Origin of the sequence: Candidatus Kuenenia sp. (genome assembly GCF_039794105.1) — a bacterium.
In the GTDB taxonomy this organism is placed as follows: domain Bacteria; phylum Planctomycetota; class Brocadiia; order Brocadiales; family Brocadiaceae; genus Kuenenia.
Genome location: NZ_JBDIWA010000012.1, coordinates 13918 through 32451 on the forward strand (window position 1 = coordinate 13918; position 18534 = coordinate 32451).

Annotated in this window: 14 protein-coding genes; 5 read left to right on the forward strand and 9 right to left on the reverse strand. The window is 43.6% G+C overall.

What is annotated here, in order from left to right:
* Window positions 1-215: 215 nt before the first annotated feature.
* From ABJL82_RS07945 to ABJL82_RS07965, 5 genes are all read right to left on the reverse strand, one after another.
* Window positions 216-1523 carry a hypothetical protein gene (locus ABJL82_RS07945; protein ID WP_347274196.1) on the reverse strand — a complete coding sequence of 436 codons (1308 nt, stop codon included), beginning with the start codon at window positions 1521-1523 and terminating at the stop codon, window positions 216-218.
* A gap of 1 nt (window position 1524) precedes the next feature.
* Entirely contained in the window at window positions 1525-2745 is a 1221-nt protein-coding gene (locus ABJL82_RS07950) for an MFS transporter (RefSeq protein WP_347274197.1), read from the reverse strand.
* 153 nt (window positions 2746-2898) lie between these two features.
* Entirely contained in the window at window positions 2899-3282 is a 384-nt protein-coding gene (locus ABJL82_RS07955; protein ID WP_347274198.1) for a hypothetical protein, read from the reverse strand.
* A 130-nt stretch (window positions 3283-3412) separates the two neighbouring features.
* Window positions 3413-4777: a cache domain-containing protein gene (locus ABJL82_RS07960; RefSeq protein WP_347274199.1), complete on the reverse strand. Its 1365-nt coding sequence runs from the start codon at window positions 4775-4777 to the stop codon at window positions 3413-3415.
* Window positions 4778-4823: 46 nt separating this feature from the next.
* The gene (locus ABJL82_RS07965; protein ID WP_347274200.1) at window positions 4824-5234 is read right to left on the reverse strand and encodes a response regulator; all 411 of its coding nucleotides are present in this window, start codon (window positions 5232-5234) and stop codon (window positions 4824-4826) included.
* Window positions 5235-6277: 1043 nt separating this feature from the next.
* Between ABJL82_RS07965 and ABJL82_RS07970 the strand changes: the two genes are divergently transcribed.
* From ABJL82_RS07970 to gspE, 5 genes are all read left to right on the forward strand, one after another.
* Entirely contained in the window at window positions 6278-6565 is a 288-nt protein-coding gene (locus ABJL82_RS07970) for a GIY-YIG nuclease family protein (protein WP_347274201.1), read from the forward strand.
* Window positions 6552-6722 carry a hypothetical protein gene (locus ABJL82_RS07975; RefSeq protein WP_347274202.1) on the forward strand — a complete coding sequence of 57 codons (171 nt, stop codon included), beginning with the start codon at window positions 6552-6554 and terminating at the stop codon, window positions 6720-6722. Before ABJL82_RS07970 ends, ABJL82_RS07975 begins: the two co-directional genes overlap by 14 nt.
* Window positions 6706-7428 (forward strand): prepilin-type N-terminal cleavage/methylation domain-containing protein, encoded by a 723-nt coding sequence (locus ABJL82_RS07980; protein ID WP_347274203.1) that lies wholly within the window; start codon window positions 6706-6708, stop codon window positions 7426-7428. The genes ABJL82_RS07975 and ABJL82_RS07980 overlap by 17 nt, the downstream gene beginning before the upstream one ends.
* Window positions 7429-7641: 213 nt before the next feature.
* The gene (gene gspG / locus ABJL82_RS07985) at window positions 7642-8082 is read left to right on the forward strand and encodes a type II secretion system major pseudopilin GspG (protein ID WP_347274204.1); all 441 of its coding nucleotides are present in this window, start codon (window positions 7642-7644) and stop codon (window positions 8080-8082) included.
* 168 nt (window positions 8083-8250) lie between these two features.
* Window positions 8251-9924, forward strand: coding sequence for a type II secretion system ATPase GspE (gene gspE, locus ABJL82_RS07990; RefSeq protein WP_347274205.1), 1674 nt, complete (start codon window positions 8251-8253; stop codon window positions 9922-9924).
* 434 nt (window positions 9925-10358) lie between these two features.
* On the opposite strand, the gene uvrA is transcribed toward gspE, so the two are convergent.
* The 4 genes from uvrA to ABJL82_RS08010 all read right to left on the reverse strand — a co-directional run bounded on the left by uvrA (window position 10359) and on the right by ABJL82_RS08010 (window position 18512).
* A complete protein-coding gene (gene uvrA, locus ABJL82_RS07995; RefSeq protein ID WP_347274206.1) occupies window positions 10359-13148 on the reverse strand; it encodes an excinuclease ABC subunit UvrA in 2790 nt (929 codons plus the stop codon).
* Window positions 13145-14662: a leucyl aminopeptidase gene (locus ABJL82_RS08000; protein WP_347274207.1), complete on the reverse strand. Its 1518-nt coding sequence runs from the start codon at window positions 14660-14662 to the stop codon at window positions 13145-13147. Before ABJL82_RS08000 ends, uvrA begins: the two co-directional genes overlap by 4 nt.
* Window positions 14663-14842: 180 nt before the next feature.
* Window positions 14843-15553 carry a heme-binding protein gene (locus ABJL82_RS08005; RefSeq protein ID WP_347274252.1) on the reverse strand — a complete coding sequence of 237 codons (711 nt, stop codon included), beginning with the start codon at window positions 15551-15553 and terminating at the stop codon, window positions 14843-14845.
* Window positions 15554-15800: 247 nt separating this feature from the next.
* Window positions 15801-18512, reverse strand: coding sequence for a PAS domain S-box protein (locus tag ABJL82_RS08010; protein WP_347274208.1), 2712 nt, complete (start codon window positions 18510-18512; stop codon window positions 15801-15803).
* Window positions 18513-18534 lie beyond the last annotated feature (22 nt).

The window sequence follows — 18534 nt, forward strand, 5'->3', positions numbered from 1 at the left end:
TTTAAGGTTCTGGGTTCTGGGTTCTGGGTTTAACCATTTAACCATTTAACCTTGTTCACGGTTTAGGGTTGATAGCTCACGTATAAAAGCCGTTAAACAGTGAACCGGAAACATCACGTAAATTCTTAGAAGAATGGGGAATACGGCACGGTCTGCAATCGGCAATTTACAGTCGGCAAATTGTGTATTGCAGATTGCAGATTGCAGATTGAGGATTAAGGATTGTGAACTGGAGGTTGAATAGGTGGTTGTCCTTTTGTGTCAATAGCAGCATCCGCCAGGCGAATATACCACTTTTTCGAAAACAGGTCGTAGGAAATCAGGCAGGAAAGGTTATTGTTGACAATTGCATAATATTGTTTTTTAACCTTGCCCTGAATATTCTTGTCCATCCATTCACTTACAATGCCGGTTACATAGAAGATCTTTCCCCGTAAGGTGAAGCGATAGGGGACAACACAACTGATTGTCAGGTCGTTTACCGGCGTCCATACCGAGGAGAATGCCAAATGTGTTATGGTAGAGACAAGCGCATAACCATACACAAGAAGAACGGCAATGTGAAGAAAGTGTGAAAATACTACTATGTATTGTCCGGCAAAAATGCCCGTTAATTGTTTGGTTCCAGCAGCATATAAGGCAAGCGACAGCGCTATCTCCCAATATCCCACAGTAAACACAAAACGGTCATCATCATACGCCTGTTTTTTCAGCGCCATAATACTCAATAATGGCAGCCACCATAGCCCCACAGACCAAAAAAACAATGAAAACCCTTTTAGAAAAGGCAAAAGATCAAGAAATGGCCCCCCTGTGGCTGATATATGCTGAAATAATGCAACACCGGTAAGCGCCGTAAGCGCAGCGGCTCCGGCATGCATCCAATAGGGTGAGAGTTCTGAATTATTGGGGAATGAATAAAAAATGAGCCTAAGTACAATTAACGTCATAAACAAAAGGTATAAAAACGCCCCTATCGACCACAAACCAAAGGAAATCAGGTGGATAAGAAAGAGGTGGCTTGTTGCCTGTTTGGCGGCAATGATACTCATCAATGCGGTTGCCTGAGTACCTATGCAAATAAAAAACCATCCGCCGTGTAATACTTCTTCCAGTTTCCTATCTTCAGATTTGCGGGACAAAAACAAAAAGCTGAAAGATAAAAGGGTAATAATTACCCAAAGGACAAGAGAAACATACCAGAATATCCAGGAAACGGTATGATTGCTCCATAGTTTAGAACAAAAAACACCTGCAAGGCCAATAACCCCCACCACTGAAAAGAGATAGTTGGTTTTTTCCGGGCTATGAATGTCATGTAAAAATTCGCTGTAAAAAAATACGGCCTTTATGGTGATAAAGACCGCCACTGAAAAAAATGCTGCAATTCCGGCGATAAAAAGATAGGGAGCAGCTTCATTATACCCGTAGGATGACGATATGAGCGCCATCATCATTGTCGCCATAGCGGGAATAAACCAGCGAGTATTGGTTGAATAAGTTGCAATCGTTACTATGTTCATACTATCGTCCCACAGCGGGCGCCATTTTATTGCCCTTCTTTGTTATAAAGGTCTTTTCTTCCATAAAGGAGAGGCACACGAGGCACACGAGAGAAACAAAGATGAATCCTAATGAATTATTGTTGGTATAATCCCTGATGGTGCCAAGAATTATGGGAAGAAAAAATCCTCCAAGCCCTCCGGCAGCTCCAACCATGCCGCCTACGGCGCCTGTTTCTTTTGGAAAGTATTCCGCTACCAGTTTAAAGACAACGCCATTGCCGATGCCCAGACAAACCGCCATGCAATAGAAAACAACAAGCGTAAGCGCCAGAGAACTGCTTAGATTCAGATAAATAAGTATGCCAATAAGGAACAAGGAGAGAATTGTTAAAACACGTTTCCCGGGGAAGACATCTCCCAGGTATCCGCCCAAAATCCTTGAAAAAGTCGCCAGAAACACAAATATAGAAGTAAAGCTGCCCGCCTTTACCGGTGTAATGTTGTAAGATTCTTTAAGATAAGAAGGCAGCCAAAGCGAAAAGCATACAAAAAAACCAAACGTCATAAAATAGAAGAGGGAAAATACCCATATTAAATGAGAAGATTTATAAACCTTCAACCTGTCGCTCAAGGTCTTGGGTTTTACCGTTTTAGGTTTTGGCGCATCAGCGGAAAAAAACCAGTAAATAGCAGCCATCAGGAGCAATGGAATGGAATAAAAGATAAACGCCTTGTTCCATCCTATGGATTCAGCAATAAATGGCGCTCCAAATACCGCTGCGGCAGAACCGACATTTCCTATGCCATAAATTCCCAACGCCAGTCCTTGTTTTTCTTTCGGATACCATTGGGAGACCTGTGGAATACCAACGGCAAAAGACGCCCCGATTGTGCCAAAAAACAACCCGCATATCAATAAAAACAGGTAGCTATGCGCAAAGCCTGCGATGAACATAGGGAAAAAACACACCGCCATCAGTGCGCTAAAGACCTTTCTTCCGCCATATTTATCAGTCAAAATACCAATAGGCACTCTGACAATGGAGCCAAGCAACACCGGTGCGGCAAGCAGTAATCCCAATGCGGTGGAAGATAAATTAAATTCCGCTTTTAAATATGAGGCCAAAGGCGCAAACAGTGACCATCCGGCAAAACTTACCGCAAAGGCAAGCGTAGCAAGTATAAGCACCCTTGTGTTCCCTTTTAATTCTTCAGCGGGTGCATTTGCAGAAACATTCATAAAAAAAACCTCCGGTAATGTAATGAATGAAAATTAATCTATACGTTTCCCTAAGTGATTTTAACCCTGACAGGGTTGTTTTACCTATATTCCGTGTGTTTCGTGGTTCCGTTTCAAACCCTGTCAGGGTTAGTGGAAAAGCCTTTGAAAATACTACAGCGTACGGGATATCTCGAAAGAGGTTTGTACCTTTAGCGGCAAATGGTAATACTCATCGGTAATCAGAGTGCTGCTTTGTTTTATAAACACCAGATTGTCGTCCATTCCCTTCATCAGGGTGAAAAAACCGCTTACCTTTCCATCCCTGAACAGCATAGACAACGTCTTTTCATGGTCATAGGGATGCGCATACAATTCATTTATCTTTTTCCCGAGCATGTCATCGGGAGACGAGAAGCCAAGAAGCCTTGCGCCCGCAGTATCGATATTCAAAAGTACGCCGTCGTAAGAGGCCTCATACTCATACCACCCCTTTGTACATTCCACGGTTAAAGCTTTTCTTGTCTTTTCCCTTGGGGATAAAATAACGTTAGTCATAAATAACTCCTTCCAAAAAATTAAGTGTCTTGAAAATGTCCTGTATCATCTACAGTTATTCGAATTTATTTTATTTTCATCTGTGTAAAATCTGTGAAATCTGTGGTTTTAAAGTAAGCTAGGGCGCTTTTTAATGGTAATTTCCGCCTTTTACCAGTTCGCTATCCTTCTTATCATGGTAAAAAGTATTTTCAGATTTTTGAATACGATACTCCTTTCTGAACTTTGAAATGTTATTTTCTATAAAATCTTCTTCTCTCGGTATGGCAATAGATCCCAATACACTAAAGGGATTTGATATTCTATATTCCTGCTCTCTGATATAACCGCTTTCCCTCTTCAACTGATATCCATCCAGAATCGCTATGATAAATCCCACAACAAGAATAAAGGCCGTCCCGAGCAAGGCTTTTTTGGGGAGAGGCATACCCTTTAACATATATCCCAGATTAATTTTTCTGTGTAATAAAAAGGCAAGGACAACTGCGGGGACAATCACTACGATCATGAAAGATTTTATCATGGAGTTAATGTTGTTTATTGTATCGAATGCCTCATCCGCATCTATCTCCACCATTAAACCCATGTTCATATCTTTCAGCCAGCGCCATGTGCCGACGACCTTTATTCCTCCATAATCGTGATATCCTGCGAGATTATAGCCGGATGTCTTTTCCGTGACACAGCTTTTAACCCCCTTTGTCAACATTTTCGTCGTCGGGTCTTCTACTATATGGCACGTTTTGCATGTGTCATTCGTCTCATTTCCATGATGCCTGGAAAATCTTGATTGTGTAACCATAACTCCGTCTTTGTTTATCAAATAGGCTTCGCCTGTTTTCCCAAGCGCAAAACTATCCATTACCGTATCCAGCAGGGAAGTATTCATCCAAAGGAAAACAGCTCCAATGATATCATGACGCTCTCCCTTGATTGGGTATGAAATAAACAGCGAAGGTTCTTCTTCATATTCTTTTCTATCAACCTGGAAATGTGATACGCCGGAAATATATGATTTGCCGTCATACAAAGTCTCCTGAACATCCCTGAATGTATCTTCCTTCATGATATTCATTCCCTTAAGTGATTTTTCGCCTGTGGTTGTTATGTGGACAATACCTGCCGCATCACATACAAAAATCCCCTTATAACCGTAATCTGCCTTCGTACACTCCAGTTGCGTGTTTAATCGTAAATATTCGTGTTCATTTCCTCCGCTTAAAATACCTACAAAATCTTCATCACCATAAATAAACATTGTGCTCTGAATAGCATCAGAAATTGCGCGTGCATGTGATTTTCTTTCTTCCCAAAACAGGGTGAGGCGGTCATTTTGTTTGTACAATGCGTCTTCCATATTTCTTTGAACATGCTGTTCCAACTCTGCTTTCGCATTGGGAAATGCCAACATGCGAAACAACAAAAGCGGAAATAATCCAAAGAATACAAGGGTAATGGCTACGATAAAGATACTTTCCTTAAATAATTTCTTCATGTTTATACCTCTTCCATGTTAAATTTACCGGTCTCTTCCAGCTTCATTAATTCATTAATTCATTAAGACACGACTTGATTTCATCCATACTAAAAGGTTTTCTGATTACTTTTTTTGCTCCCTTACAAATGGCTTCCCTTGCAATATCTTCATACGTATATGCTGTAATAATCACTATTGAAGAAAAAAGTTGTTCCTTTAGAATGCGTTCTAACAGTTCAATTCCATCTATGCCCGGCATCTTCATGTCCAGTAATATCACTGCATAGTTTTTCTTTTTCATCTCTTCCAGTGCATCCATGCCGCTTGCTGCAACTGTTGTCTCAAACCCTAAGTCCGTCAGGGAATTTGATAATACTTTTCTATACCCCTCTTCATCATCAACGATCAGAATTCTTTTCGATAGCATGTGTGTACTCTCTGTTTCCTGCACTAAAATGGTTAAACCTTTTCTCATTGTTCTTGTGCTGCCAGATGTTTTCCTGCGATAGCATTCGTTGTTTTATGAATAAAGCAACCAATGTGCCTGTAAAAAAAACAGGACAGTAAAACATTCATAAGTGCTTTCATTAAGGAGATATAAAATTTTTAAAAACTAAAACAGGTACTCTGTGGAGAAAGAATGTTGTAACCTTTTTGTTTCCTGTTAAATTTATGGCAATAGGCATAACTACATAAAATAACAAGGCATAGAAGCAAAAATACAATAAGGTTGCAGATGGAAACAATTTGGTTGCAGTTTCGTAAAGGTGAGCGGGGCGGCAGGGCAAATATGGGTAACTTCTTAATAAGTTGAGGTTTTTATAATAATTTCTACCTATCTACTACAGCCGGCAGTCCACAGTCGGCAATCGGCAATCGGCAATCGGCAATTTGCCGATTGCCAAAGAGGGAGTGGCAACATCAAAAATTTCTATTTAAACGCTTAGGCATGCTGTATAATGACACTGTCTGTTTTAAAGATATTTTTTGGGAAAAAGCAGACAGGTTAAGGTTTGCAACCGTTCGGCTGAGCGCACGACGAAGCCTGAACCCATAGTTTATTTGACGAATAACGCTCTCTTGTATTACCCTGTAAAAACCTTATTTTTTTGTAAGTTTTTCTTCGTGCCCTTTGTATTCTGTATTCTTTGTACTACTATCCATCAGCTTCTTGTTTTTTATGCTCGTTTTTCAAAATGCATAACCGTCCTTCGGAGTGAAAGATAAAGCCAGAGTGAAAATCTCACTTTCACTTTATCTCTCACTCCGAAAGGCTGTTTCATATTTCGATACTCGTATTTCGAATTTGGTTGCGGCCAAAGGCTGCGCCAGGTGTTCCGTGGTTAAGAGCGTGTTTACTGCGAGGTTGCTTCGGAAAAGACCCTCGCAATGACACGCTGAGACCCTTGTAATGACACGCTTTTGTCATTGCGAGGGTCTTTTCCGACTTGTCATTGCGAGGGCTTTTTCCGAAGCAATCTTTTTCAATAATACCGGATTCAATCAAGGTAAATTGTAATGGATAAATTATACTCTGTTTACATAATGACGAATAAAAATGATACAGTACTCTACACAGGGGTAACGAATAATCTTAAAAGAAGAGTATATGAGCATAGAGAGAAGAGGGTCGATGGATTTACAAAAAAGTATAATGTTACAAAATTAGTATACTACGAGATATTTCGTGACGTAAGAAACGCCATATCCCGTGAGAAGCAAATTAAGGGAGGCTCAAGGGCTAAAAAAATAGAATTAATTAATGGAATGAATGCAGGATGGAAGGATCTCTATGACGGTTTATGAGGTTGCTTCGGAAAAAGCCCTCGCAATGACAAAAGCATGTCATTACAAGGACCACAGCATGTCATTGCGAGGGTCTTTTCCGAAGCAACCTCATAATGACAAGGTGGTTAAACTCTTTTTGGTTGCGGATTTGCTGCGCTATGTATTTATTGGATAAATGTATATTATTTGCAAATAAGAATTCATTAAAAAAGCATGGATTTACTTTAATCGAACTTATTATCGTTATGGCAATTATGGGAATCATTGCCGGTATTTCAATTCCCCGCTATACCGGGTCTCTTGATACCATTAAATTCAGGAAGATTATGTCCGGCATTGTTTTTTCCCTGAGAGAAGCCAGGATTATTGCAATGTCCGGGGGGGCAAAAACGGAAGTAGTGCTTGACCTGCTGGACGGCTATCTATGGTGCGAAGGCATGGAAAAACTGGAAATCCCCTATGAAATACAAATGTTTTCTGATAATTTTGAGGATGCTGACGAACAAATAAGGGTATTTACCTTTTACCCGAACGGCACTGCCCATGGCAGGAAATTGGGGTTTGCATATGGTGAAATGACGGCAGTCTTACACATAGAACCCCTGGGCGGCCTTGCCACGTTTCGCATAGGCGAAGAGATGGAACAGACCGTAAAATATGAAAGAATTATGAGAGAAATTACCGATAAAGAAATTGAACAAAAGATCAATGCATTGAAAGTTTCTGCTGTTTTAACAAGTAGAGGGCCGAGGGAAAAGGCCCCATTAAACGCGGATAACAGAAGCGATTCCTTTGACAATTACGGAGACGATTCCTCTGATGTCGATGATGAGGATGAGGATGAGGATGAGGATGACGAGGATGACGAGGATGACAATTAATGGCATGCGCTAAACGGCCAATGTACTATATTAATACTTTGAAAAGACGAAAGGGGAACCACAGATCACACAGATTTTGAATTTGTTTTGAATTTTATGCTTTGTCATTAGAATTAGTTTCGTATTTAGCATTTCGGATTTTACCATTAAATATTTTGCCAAAAAGAAGTATTGTTACAATTTTACAACCTTTACTACATGGAGTACGGTGAAATGAAAGAATTGAAAATGAGGTCGTATTTGTTGAGAAATGGTGGTTTTACGTTGTTGGAATTGCTCATAGTTATGATTATTATAGGCCTGCTTGCTGCATTGATAGGGCCTAAAATGATTGGCCGTGTGGGTGAATCACGGCAGACAGTGGCAAAACAACAGATCGAAGGGTTCTCAACGGCTCTGGAAATGTTTAAACTCGATACTACCAGATATCCAACGCAGGAGCAGGGTATGGAGGCATTGGTTGTAGCGCCGCACGGAGTGGAAAACTGGAAAGGCCCCTACTTAAAAAAGAAGTTTATTCCCAAAGATCCGTGGGGAAATGAGTACGTATATGTGTATCCGGGAGAAAATGGGGATTATGACATTATTTCGTATGGCGCTGACGGCGCAGAAGGCGGCGATGGTGAAAATGCCGACGTGGTAAGCTGGGAATAGCATTCACAGGCGGGGGCGGCGAATCAACAAATTATAAATGCCGGATTGTAGAGACGCATTGCATGCGTCTGTCTCCGAAACCGCGCAACGAATCAACAATATGAATGCAGGGTTCAAGCCGCAAATTTGAGCCCACAAAGGTGTTTTTACAGGAGAGAGTAATAAAGTATGGTGTTGGCAACGGACAATAATGTCGGAGAGGTACTTCTTGAAATAGGCAAGATAAACCGTCAGGACTTGGAGCGGGCATTTGAAGCGCAGAAGCAGACGGGGCAAAAGCTTGGCCGTATACTAATTGACCTTGGAACCGTTTCAGAAGAAGACCTGCGCCTCGCATACAGCAGGTTGCTGGAAATACCAGTTTGGGAAAAAAAGAAAACCGATACATATCCGATGCTGGAAAATGTGCCGAAGGTGTTTTTGACCACAAACCGGGTACTTCCTTTAAACCTCGACGAAAACGTACTGGATATCGCGCTTGCAGATCCGCAGGATACGCTGCTGATTGAAGCAATTGCATTGTCAACCGGCAGGGAGGTAAGGGTCTTTGCCGGAACAGAAAGAGATATCATTAGTTCTCTGGAAAAACTCTATGAAACCGGGGTGAGCGAAGAAGAGGACTCTATGGCTTCATCTGTTGAGATGATGGAAGACATAGAACAATTGCGTGATATGGCCTCCGAAGCGCCCGTTATCCGCCTGGTAAACAGCATCCTGACAAAGGCGATTGAAGTAGGCGCCAGCGATATACATATTGAAGTTTTTGAGAGAAATACCCGGCTGCGTTATCGTGTGGACGGCGTACTTGGCGAGCTACCCCCCCCTCCCCGCGAGTTGTATAACTCAATTGTTTCACGTATCAAGATTATGGCAAAGTTAAATATTGCCGAGAAACGGCTGCCGCAGGACGGCAGGATAAGAATGAGGGTTGCGGGCAAGGAGATTGATTTGCGTGTTTCCGTTATCCCGATGAGCCATGGCGAAGGTATTGTAATGAGGATTCTGGACCGTACTGCCGTAATGCTGGATCTGGAAACACTGGGATTTCAACCTGAATTTTTAAAGAAATTCCGGAGACTGATCAGCAGGCCGGAAGGCATGTTTCTTGTAACAGGCCCTACAGGAAGCGGAAAGACAACCACGCTGTATGCCGTTCTCAAGGAGATCGTTTCCCCTGAAGTGAAGATAATAACCGTAGAAGATCCGGTAGAATACAGTATGCAGGGCGTAAACCAGATACAGGTAAACCCCCAGATCGACCTGACGTTTGCGTCAGGGCTGCGTTCAATTTTACGCCATGATCCGGATGTTGTTCTGATCGGCGAGATCAGGGATCGCGAAACAGCGTCAATCGCTGTCCAGGCCTCTTTGACCGGACACCTCGTGTTTTCAACACTCCATACAAATGATTCAGCTTCTGCCTTTACCCGGCTGATGGATATGGGGGTAGAGGATTATCTGATTTCATCATGCCTTATTGGCGTGCTTGCCCAAAGGCTTGTTCGCAGGCTATGCCCGAAATGCCGGGAGTTGTATATGCCGGGGCCGGAGATCCGCAAGACGGTTGGGTTAGAAGAAGGCGTTCCTCTGTATGGCCCAAAGGGGTGTGATGATTGTAATAATACGGGGTTGAAGGGAAGAAGGACAATTGCAGAGTTTCTTGTAGTGGATGAAGGCATCCGAAGGCTCGTTTTAGCCCACAAAGACTCAGGTGAAATAATGAAAGAAGCCGTGAAAAAAGGGACAAAAACGTTATGGGATGACGGGCTGGATCTGGTTCGAAAGGGAGAAACCACCATGGAGGAACTACTCAGGGTCTCTTCTGATACAGAAAGCGGGTAGTCGGCAATCCACAGCCCACAGTCCACAATCCACAGCCCACAGTCCACAGTCTACAGTCTACAGTCCACAGTCCACAGTCCACAGTCTACAGTCAGCCATCTGCAATTTGCCGACTGCCGACTGTAGCTCCCGGCGGGTTCAGGTTTTGCAACCTGAACCCATGGGTTTATGCGTATAATGGAGACATGTACTGCGGTAAAATTCCGCGGCCCAAATCACAAAACCCCTGTATGGATCTGGAATTTATTTGTCAGTTGTTCTGTTAATAGAAGGCTGGGTTGAAAGTATAAAACATTTGGTTCAGGTTACAAACCTGAACCCGCGAATGGTTGGTGGTCGGCAATCTACAATCTGCAATTTGCCGACTGCCGATTATAGATTGTAGATTGTGGATTGCCGACTGTAGACTGTGGATTGGTTGAGAACTTACTTTGTCATAAATATTCTTTTAAATATCTTCCGGTATAGGATTCTTTTGTTTCTGCTATTTCTTCCGGCGTTCCTGCCGCAACAATTTCACCTCCTTTTGCACCGCCTTCAGGCCCCAGATCGATAATGTAGTCCGCCGCTTTAATAACCTCATGATTATGTTCTATGACAAGCACGGAATTCCCCAAATCAACAAGCCGGTGCAATATTTTCAGTAATTGTTGTATGTCTGCCATATGCAAACCGGTTGTAGGTTCATCAAGGATATAAAGGGTCTTTCCAGTTTCTCTCCTGGAAAGCTCCGTGGCAAGCTTGATTCTTTGAGCTTCCCCTCCGGAAAGGGACGTGCTTGACTGCCCCAGTTTTATATATCCCAGCCCAACGTCCTTGAGTGTGCGTAAAACCCTTTCTATCCTGGGAACAGCGGCAAAAAAAAGATGCGCATCTTCTATTCTCATCTCAAGCGCCTCGGATATATTTTTCCCTTTATACATGGTTTCCAACGTTGCAGTAGTGTATCGTCTTCCATTGCATTCATCACAGATAACATAGGTATCGGGCAGAAAATGCATTTCCATTTTTTTTGTGCCCTGTCCCTTGCATGCCTCACAGCGCCCCCCGCTGATGTTGAAGCTGTATCTTGCCGCGGTATAACCGCGTATCTTTGCCGACTGTGTTTGCGCAAAGAGGGCGCGAATGGGGTCAAACACCTTTGTATAAGTCGCCGGGTTTGAACGCGGCGTGCGCCCTATGGGAGACTGGTCAATTTCAATAACCTTGTCAATATGCCTGATGCCGGTAATTTTTTCGTGTTTCCCGGGAAGGGCATGGCCGCCGTGCAGGGCTTTTGTAAGGGCGCGGTACAGGACGTCGTGAACAAGTGTGCTCTTGCCTGAACCGGATACGCCGGTGATGCAACAGAAAACCTTTAGCGGAATTTTTACCGAGATTGTCTTCAGGTTATTGGCGCATGCACCTTTTATTTCCAGGGCGTGTTTCAGATTGTATTTTTTTCTTTTCTGCGTAGTGATTGTTTCCGGTGAATGGCACAGATACCGTCCGGTTATGGAGTCAGGATTGTCGAGAATTTCCTTCAACGTCCCTTGCGCTACGATACGCCCGCCCTGCTCTCCCGCTTTTGGCCCAAGGTCGATGATGTAATCTGCATGTCGAATGGTGTATTCGTCATGCTCGACAAGAATTACCGTGTTTCCGTTTTCTTTCAGGGCGTACAGGGTTTTCTGGAGCCGTTCGTTATCTCTCGGATGAAGGCCTATTGTGGGTTCATCCAGCACGTAGCACACACCAACAAGCCCTGTTCCTACCTGTTTTGCCAGTTGGGTTCTTTGCGCTTCTCCCCCGGAAAGGGTATCGCTGCTGCGCCCAAGGGCAAGATAGTGCAGCCCAACCTCCATCATAAACTGAAGCCTGCTTTGAATTTCTTTCAGCAGTTGTTTGGAAATAACGGCCTGTTGTCCTGAGAACTTCAGCGTTTTGAAAAATGCGAGCGCCTCCTCTACGGTGAATGTCATGATTTCATGGATAGAGGTGTTACTGATTTTTACGGCAAGCGCCTCCGGCCTTAATCGTGCGCCATTGCACAGTGAGCACGTTCTGTAGCTCATGTAACCTGAAAGACGCTTCAAAACACGTTCAGAGGTGGTTTTTTTGTATATCCGGTGCAGATTAGGAATAACCCCCTCGAAATCCGCAGACCCGTAAAGCAATGCGTGAGAAACCTTTTCCGGCAGATTGGCGAAAGGTGTAGCAGGTGAAATGGAATACATTTCTGTAAATGTTTTGATGTGATCATCATAAATTGTCTGTGTAAGAGAACCCCAATTGTTCCAGGCATCAATTGCCCCCTCTTTAATGCTCAGATGTTTCGATTTAATAATTAATTCCGGATCAAAATCAAGGGTGTTTCCGAGTCCGTCGCATCCCGGGCATGCGCCATAGGGACTATTAAATGAAAACAGGCGAGGGGCCGGTTCTTCATATCCCTTGCCGCAATTGGGACAGGCGTACCGTTCGCTGAAGATCGTGTCTTTCCAACGTTTCTTCTTTTCTTCGCTTACGACCATTACTCCATTGCCAAGAGTGAGACATGTTTCAATGGAATGGAGAAGCCGTGACTGGACGCCGTCTTTTATAATGAGTTTATCCACAATTGCGTAAATATCATGGGCTTTATAACGTGCCAGTTTCGGGATGACGTCAAGGTCGGTGACCGAGCCGTCAACCCGTGCGCTTACGAACCCCTTTTGTAAGAGCGATTGAAATATTTCCCGATGTTCACCTTTTTTCCCTATAACAAGCGGCGCAAGGAGCATAATCCTTGATTTCTGTGGGACTTCCATGATTTTCTGCTGTATTTGTTCAATACTTTGGCGGGCGATTACGCAGTTGCAGAGACAACAATAAGGGGTTCCTGTTTTTGCGTAGAGCAGGCGCAGATAATCGTAGATTTCCGTTATTGTCGCCACGGTTGAACGCGGGCTTGAGGGACAGGTGCGCTGTTCAATGGCAATCGTTGGCGGCAACCCTTCAATAAGTTCGACGTCGGGTTTTTGAATCTGGTCAAGGAATTGACGGGCATACGAGGAAAGACTCTCGATGTAGCGCCGCTGCCCTTCCGCGTAAATCGTATCAAAGGCAAGGGATGACTTTCCGGAACCGCTTATACCTGTGATAACGGTAATGTGGTCACGCGGTATGTCCACGTTTATACCTTTAAGGTTATGTTCTCTTGCCCCCCGGATGATAATGGAGTTGCCGTTTTCTTCTGTGGTCATTTTTCTTTCGTAAACTTCTTCCAGTCCTTTAATAACTCAAGCATCAGCATAACGCCTACTCCCGTTGCTCCTTTTTGCAGGTATGCGTCATTTTTCTCCGCCCAGGAGGTTCCCGCGATATCAAGGTGTACCCATGGATATTTCTCCGTAAACTTACTTAAAAAACAGGCGGCAGTTATCGTGCCGGCGCCGCTGCCTCCCGTATTTTTAATATCTGCAATATCGCTTTTAATTAATTCCTGGTATTCTTCCCAGAGAGGGAGTTCCCAAACCCTTTCCCATGATTTTTCTCCTGCGGTTTTTATCCTGTTTTTCAGTTCTTCATTATTCCCCAGCATTCCTGTTGCAATGCCGCCCAAAGCGACTACGCATGCCCCGGTAAGCGTTGCGAAATCCACTACTGCGCCGGGATGAAATTTCTCAGCGTAAGCAAGCGCATCGGCAAGGATCAGACGTCCTTCGGCGTCGGTATTTGCCACCTCAGCAGTTTTGCCGGAATAAAATGTGACAATATCACCCGGTTTAATTGCAGAGCCTCCAGGCATGTTTTCCGTACAGGGAATAAGCCCTACAACACGTTGCGTGACCTTAAGTTTGGCAAGGACGCTGAAAACACCCAGTACGGCTGCCCCTCCCGACATATCGCTTTTCATCTGGTCCATGTTTTTTGCCGGTTTCAGGCATATCCCCCCGGAATCAAAGGTGACGCCTTTCCCGACAATCACAATTGTGTCCTGATTTTTGCTTCGCGGATTATACTCCAGTATGATGAATTTCGGGGGCTGTGTGCTGCCCTGGGCAACACCCAGTATACCTCCCATCCTGAGTTTTTTAAGGTCAGGCGTTGATAATATCTTGCATGAGACGCCTTGCTCTTTTGCAATATTTTTTGCAATATTCGACAGTATGGTGGGATTTTTATCCTGTGAGGGAGTGTTCACCAGGTCTCTGGCGAATGAAACTGCATTTGCAATAACCTGTCCGCGTTTTATGCCTTCCTTCACTGGAGTCAGGATTTTCTTATCAGATACCAAAAGGGTAAGCGCCTTGACTTCCTTTACTTCTTCCGGCTTTGTTTGTTTATACTTTTTAAATTGATACAGCCCTAATACAGCGCCTTCGGTAAAGGACTGGCACCATTCTTCCAGCCTTTCTGCCGGGATTTCCAGTGAATCCATTACGCTTGTCACCTTCTTAATACCCATATCACGCGCTGTTTTAACGGAAGTACCGGACGCCTGTCTGATTTTGTCAAAGGTAATATCTTCTTTTTTCCCTAAACCAACAAGCAGGATACGCTGCGAGGGGAATTTACCATAGGTAGGCAAGGCGCGGGTATTGTTAAGCTTTGCGGTAAATTCCTTATTTTTTGATAATTCAGAGATGGCATGGTTGAATGAAACATCGAAGGGTTCTAGTGTCTCGTGTATCTTTTTGCTCTCTTCGTACATATAAAAAACTAACATTTCCGCAGTTTCGTCCGCCGCATGTCCTGTTTTCGCATTGACAATCATAAATAACACCTTTCTTTTCTTTAAGCGCAGTTCAAGAGATATTTTGGCATTGAAAAATTATTGTATCTTAATTTGCAGTAGGCAATCTACAGTCCACAATCGGCAATCAGCAGCCAGCAGTCGGCAGTCGGCAGTCGGCAGATTGTGGATTGCCGATTGCCGACTGATAATAGAAGTTACCTATTTCTCTTTTTTTGTACGAACAGGATGTGTTTTCGGCAATTTTTCCGCAATCTTCATTGCCTCCGGAGAACATTCCGGATGCCCCCAGCCGCTTAGGCTTGTCCCGGCAATTATGTCATGTATTATATTATCGTCGCCGGAAGGGCTGACACCTTTGGGGACATAGTCCAGCATAAGTACATGCCGTACTTTCCATGCAATAATATGGTCGGCACAGGAACTATCCCCGCTCACTCCCAATGCGCCAATCAGCACACCGTCATTATTATAAAGCGCCAAGCCGCCCCCAAACACATTTATACCACCAATCCTCCTGCCAGCCATAGGGTCGTTTTCCTTACCATATTTCTGCGGCGAGCCGCGGTAGGCGGTTTCTGTATCAACCGGATTGCTCAACTGCAGCCCGAACAAACTGCCGCCAGGCTGAACTGCGGAAAAAAGATTCGCAGTCGATAATGCAAATCCTGGCAAACTGAACGCATTAGCAGTGTTTGCCTTTTGTGCGGAAATTACCCTGCTTCCTGGCCACTGATCGCCTCTCTCATTTCCGGAAAAGACCACCGCTCTCACAAAGCCGTCCCGATCTACAACGGTCGCCCACATATTGAAACCAAAGCCGCCGTTGTCTTCTTTTATCACCGCCGATAACGCATCCTTTAATGCCGTATGGGAAGGCAAACCACCGGCAGCATACAAAGAAGAATTCATACCATGAAAAGACACGGCAACAAAAAAGGCAAAAAAAAGTATCTTACGAATGCTCATCATACTACCTCCCAATAATAAATTTTTAGTAATTGAACCATACATGAGGGACGAAGGACGAAGGACGAGGGACGAGGGAAGAGGGAAGAGGGACGTCTATCGTCTATCGTCCCTCGTCTATCGTCTATCGTCCCTCGTCCGTCGTCCAGCGTCCTGACATATCCAATTGAGTGCCTCAGAACCTCAGACGCTATGCAACAGGAACTGACGCATCCAGAATCTGCCGTATTTTATATAACAAACCAACGGGGGAAACCGGTTTGGGAACAAAATGCAAGCCTTTTTCTATTATAATGCCGTCCGTATGCAGGATATCTTCACTATAACCGCTCATAAAAATAGTGTGTATTTTACTCGTTTCCTGCTGCATGATTTCATATACTTCTTTCCCATTTTTCTTAGGCATAACTACATCTAAGACGGCAAGTCTGATACCCGCTTTATGTTTCCGGTATTTTTTAACGGCGTCGTCGCCATCCGCTGCGGCTATAACCTCATATCCATACATTTCCAGATATTTTTCCAGCACATGCCGCAGATCATCCTCATCTTCCGCCAGCAAAATCATTTCTTTTCCGGAAACATTATCGCTGCGTCCCGCCTCCGCTTTCATCAGCCCTTCTTCCTTCTCTGCCGCGGCTTTTCCTTTGTCTTTTAACAGGGGAAGATAGAGGGTAAAGGTGGTTCCTTTCCCGGGTTCGCTTGAACAGGTTACAAAGCCGCCGTGTTGCTCAACCATGCCATGCACCATGGAAAGGCCAAGCCCTGTACCTTTCCCCACTTCCTTCGTAGTAAAAAATGGCTCAAAGATCCTGTCTTTAATATCTTCACGGATTCCTGTTCCAGTATCCGAAATGGAAATTGCCATATATTCGCCCGGCTCCCTGTTGAATCCATGCATTTCCATAAAACAGGCATCTAATGCTTTTCTCTCACTGCTGACGTTTAACGTTCCTCCGTTGGGCATTGCATCTATTGCATTCGAATAAAGATTTATTAAAACCTGTTCAATTTGAGTACGATCCGCCAATACGTAACAATTTTTCCCTTTCACCAATATTTTAAAGCGTATATTTTCCCGGAGTATTCCCGTTAAAAAATTTTCCGTATCGTTTATTATGCTATCCAATGGTATTTCCTGCAGATTAATCGTCTGCCTCCTGCTAAATGCAAGGAGGCTTTGGGTCAAATCCGCTGCCTTGTCCAATGATGAAAGTATGTTTTGTATGTACGTTTGGCATTTGGCGTTTACCACCGTATCCATTTTCAATAAATTTGCATACCCCATAATTGCCATAAGGAGGTTATTAAAATTATGCGCAACACCGCTGGTAAGTCTTCCAACGGTTTCCAGTCTCTGTGCATGGATGAGATGCTCTTTCAGTTTTTCTTTTTCTTCTTCAATACGTTTGTTTTGTGTAATATTTTCTACAATAACAATATGTGAATGCGGGGTTTCTCCCTTTTTCCACATGGGAGAAGCGGTAATATTTACCCAAACAAGAGAACCATCTTTATGGATATAACGCTTTTCCCGCGAAAATTCCTGTAGTTCGCCTTTTTTCAATTTCTCCACATTCTCCAAACCTTCCTGAAGATCATCAGGATGGGTAATATCCTGACATGCTGTGGAAAGCATTGCCTCTTCCGAATAACCCGTTATTGAACAATATTTTTTATTTACTTTGAGGAATTTACCGGTATTGGTATCAATAAGTGCAACACCGACCGCCGCCTGCTCAAATATTGCCCGAAAACGTTCTTCGCTTTCACTTAGGGCACGATTCTTCTCCTGAATCTCCTGCGCCATAGTGTTAAAGCTCTGTGCAAGACTTCCAATCTCATCATTCCGTTTTATCAAAACTCTTTCTGAAAGATTGCCTGAGGCAAATGCCTCTGTTGTCATCTTTAATTTATTAATAGGGCAAGAAACTGATAGGGCAAAAAACACCCCAAAGATAATGGCGGATACTCCGCTTGCCGCGCCCGTTACGAGGGCGATTAACTTTATCGAATTTAAATGGGCAAACAATTCCGCTTTATCCATTTCCGCCAATAATACCCAGCTATATTCCTTTATATACCTACCCGCTCCAACTACCGGCACTCCACGGTAATCAGGATATACACCCGTAATGTCCTTCCCCGATTCCAGTATTTTGCGCACCGGTTCTGTATCCACTGCCTGTCTTATCGCGGCATTCTCAAAAAAACGGGAGTTAGTAATCATGACCTTATTTTTGTTTACCAGATATACTTCTCCTGTACTTCCCGATCCTTCATAACCGGTTGTTACCGTATTCAGTATTCCCACATCATAACAGTTAATGATCGTGCCTATCTTCTCATTGTTTTTTGAACGCCTTGAAGTTAAAGGAGCAGTTATCGAAAGGATATTTTTGTGTCCATACGGACAGAAATGGGCAGGGCCTACATACGCATTGCCGGGAAATAGCTTCATTCCTTCTGAGAAAATTTCCTGTCCGGAAATATCCTGCCCAATCCATTCTTTGTAAGTAGAAGCAACAACCATTCCCTTCATGTTTACAACAGATATCCCTTCGATATGTGAATCCAACGGCTTTTTGTTGTTTGCCAGGTGCCTCGTTAACGATTTTACAAGTAAATCGTGAGAGGATATCCCACGGTTTATTTTTTCAAGATAGTCTCTTATAAACCCATCAGAACTAAAATCGATCGTTCTGCCTTTTTTTGACTCTATAAGCGAGAGTAAATGGATTTTTTTTGATTGTGCCATCGCAGATAGCGCATCTATTTGGCGGGTACGAAGTTTCTCTCTGGCTGTAATATAATATACTGTTGAAATTACGCAGATTGGGATGAGCGATATGCAAAGTCCAAACGTTAATAATTTCCCTTTAATCTTGTCAAAAATCATCATTTTTTTACCAAAAAGGTCTGTA